Here is a 2,661-nt window from a genome sequence, read left to right on the forward strand (position 1 = left end):
TTTTCGATCTTCCATACGGTGGTGGGAAAGGTGGAATTGTCTGTGATCCTCGCAACATGTCTTTTCATGAATTAGAACGTTTAAGTCGAGGATATGTCCGTGCGATTAGTCAAATCGTTGGGCCAACAAAAGATATTCCTGCGCCAGATGTATTTACAAATCCGCAAATTATGGCATGGATGATGGACGAGTACAGCCGTATTCAAGAATTCGATTCGCCAGGATTTATTACTGGAAAGCCAATTGTACTAGGTGGTTCACAAGGTCGTGAAACAGCAACAGCAAGAGGGGTCACTATTTGTATCGAAGAGGCAGCAAAGCGAAAAGGAATTCGATTACAAGAGGCACGCGTTATTATTCAAGGATTTGGGAATGCAGGAAGTTATATTTCAAAATTTATGAAAGATGCAGGCGCAAAAGTAGTTGGCATTTCTGATGCATATGGTGCACTTTATGACCCAGAAGGTCTTGATATTGACTATTTGCTTGATCGACGTGATAGCTTTGGGACAGTAACAAATTTATTTGCAAATACCATTACAAATCAGGAATTACTTGAAAAAGAATGTGACATTCTTGTTCCTGCTGCGATTTCTAATCAAATTACACGAGAAAATGCGGACCGAATTCAAGCGGAAATTGTTGTGGAAGCTGCGAATGGACCGACAACGCTTGAAGCGACATCGATCTTAGCCGAACGTAACGTGCTGCTTGTACCGGATGTGCTTGCTAGCTCTGGCGGTGTAACGGTTTCGTATTTTGAATGGGTGCAAAATAACCAAGGTTACTATTGGACTGAAGAAGAAGTCGCTCAAAAATTACGCCATAAAATAGTGGATTCTTTTGACAATGTTTTTTCTACAGCGCAAAGACACCAAATAGATATGCGCTTGGCTGCATATATGGTTGGAATAAGAAAGATGGCAGAAGCTTCTCGTTTTCGTGGTTGGGTGTAAGGAATTTAGTTTGAAATGTAAATGATAGATCTACTTTTAGAAAGGAAGGGTTAAAAGGTGAAGCAAGTTATAGAAGCTTTATACAGTCCTTGCCATGGAAAAGTCGAAGAAGTATATGTGAAACTAGGTGCATATGTCTACGAGTGGGAAAAGTTGTTTGTTATCAGAACAACTGAACAGATTGAGGAAGTTTCCATTGGGATAAGCGGAAAGATTTCAAAATTAAATATTCAAAAAGGCGATATTGTGAATCCGGATATGATCTTAGCTGAACTTGAAGATGATTTTGTCATTTCAGGAAGTGATTGAAAGTGTTTTACAAACAGATGCTGTGTGAAGACTTGCTATGTCAATAAACTTTCTTAAAACCTTTAGGAGATACCATTCAAAAAGGTGATTATATTGTGGAACTTGAAACAGATAAAGTGAATGTCGAAGTAAGCGCAGATAGTGAAGGGGTGATTAAGGAGATTTTGAAAGAGGAAGGAGATATTGTTGAAATTGACGAAGTCATTGCTCTTCTAGCAGAGGGGATCGAAAAAGGTGTCAAAGAAGTAAAGGAAACAAATGATTCAGCTGAACATTCTAATGTTGAAGAAGCAGCTCAAAAAGAAGAAAGGAATGAAAAATTAAGAGAATCTCAACGTCCAATAGCCTCTCCAGCTGTAAGAAAATTAGCACGAGAACTTAATGTTGATTTAAATAAGGTTAAGACTCATGATCTGCTAGGACGGATAAGACAAGAAGATGTACGAGCGCACGTTAATCAATCAACAGTTAAGGCAAAGGATGAAGCAGTACAACGTGACAATGAAGAAGAAAGCAAAAAAGTTCAACAGTCTGTGAATGCTTCAAGTGAATCGGACAAGCCGGTTGAACGAGTGAAAATGTCACGCCGCCGTCAAACAATTGCAAAACGACTTGTTGAAGTACAGCATACAGCGGCAATGTTAACAACGTTCAATGAAGTGGATATGACGGCAATTATGGGTGTAAGAAAACGACGAAATGAAGCTTTTCTTAAGCAACATGAGGTGAAAATTGGTTTTATGTCATTTTTTACAAAAGCGGTTGTTGGAGCACTGAAGCAGTTTCCAGAATTAAATGCAGAAATTCAGGGCGATGAGATGGTTCTGAAAAAATTCTATGACATCGGAATTGCCGTTGGGACTGAAGGAGGTCTTGTTGTTCCTGTTGTTCGTAATGCCGATCAACTTGGATTTGCTGGCATTGAAAAAGAGGTTGCAAGACTTGCAGAAAAAGCGAGAAGTAATAAATTAACGATGAATGAACTGCAGGGTGGTACTTTTACCATCACAAACGGCGGCATTTATGGATCAATGATGTCCACACCAATTTTAAACAGCCCGCAAGTAGGAACTCTCGGGATGCACAGCATTCAGTGGCGTCCGGTGGCGGTCGATCAAAAGACGATCGAAAATCGCCCAATGATGTATATCGGTCTTTCTTATGACCACCGAATTGTTGATGGTAAAGAAGCCGTCAGTAAATAGAGGTATAAAGAGTTATTTAGCAGTACATCTTTCTACCTCTTCATTTTTAATTTAGTATTCAATAAAAAAAATAGATTTTAGTAGAAAAATATTTAAAACTTTTGTAGTTTTTCGTTATATTCTGTAGTCCGGATTATAAGATTAGTGATATATTGTTGAAGATCAAATTAGAAAGCGTTTACAAAAAGGGG

The 2,661-nt window shown here is 38.6% G+C and carries 2 protein-coding genes and 1 pseudogene; all 3 read left to right on the forward strand.

Translation table 11 applies throughout. The features are described from left to right. Nucleotides 1-956, forward strand: a 956-nt coding sequence (locus tag DS031_RS23240) for a Glu/Leu/Phe/Val family dehydrogenase (RefSeq protein WP_142675817.1), incomplete at its 5' end; no start/stop codon positions are given. Between the two features lie 57 nt (nucleotides 957-1,013). Continuing rightward, entirely contained in the window at nucleotides 1,014-1,265 is a 252-nt protein-coding gene (locus tag DS031_RS23245) for a biotin/lipoyl-containing protein (RefSeq protein WP_113808524.1), read from the forward strand. A 50-nt stretch (nucleotides 1,266-1,315) separates the two neighbouring features. Continuing rightward, nucleotides 1,316-2,470 (forward strand): annotated as a pseudogene (gene odhB, locus DS031_RS23250) (2-oxoglutarate dehydrogenase complex dihydrolipoyllysine-residue succinyltransferase); the annotation flags it as partial. Nucleotides 2,471-2,661 lie beyond the last annotated feature (191 nt).

This window comes from Bacillus taeanensis (genome assembly GCF_003318295.1).
Taxonomy (GTDB): domain Bacteria; phylum Bacillota; class Bacilli; order Bacillales; family UBA6769; genus Maribacillus; species Maribacillus taeanensis.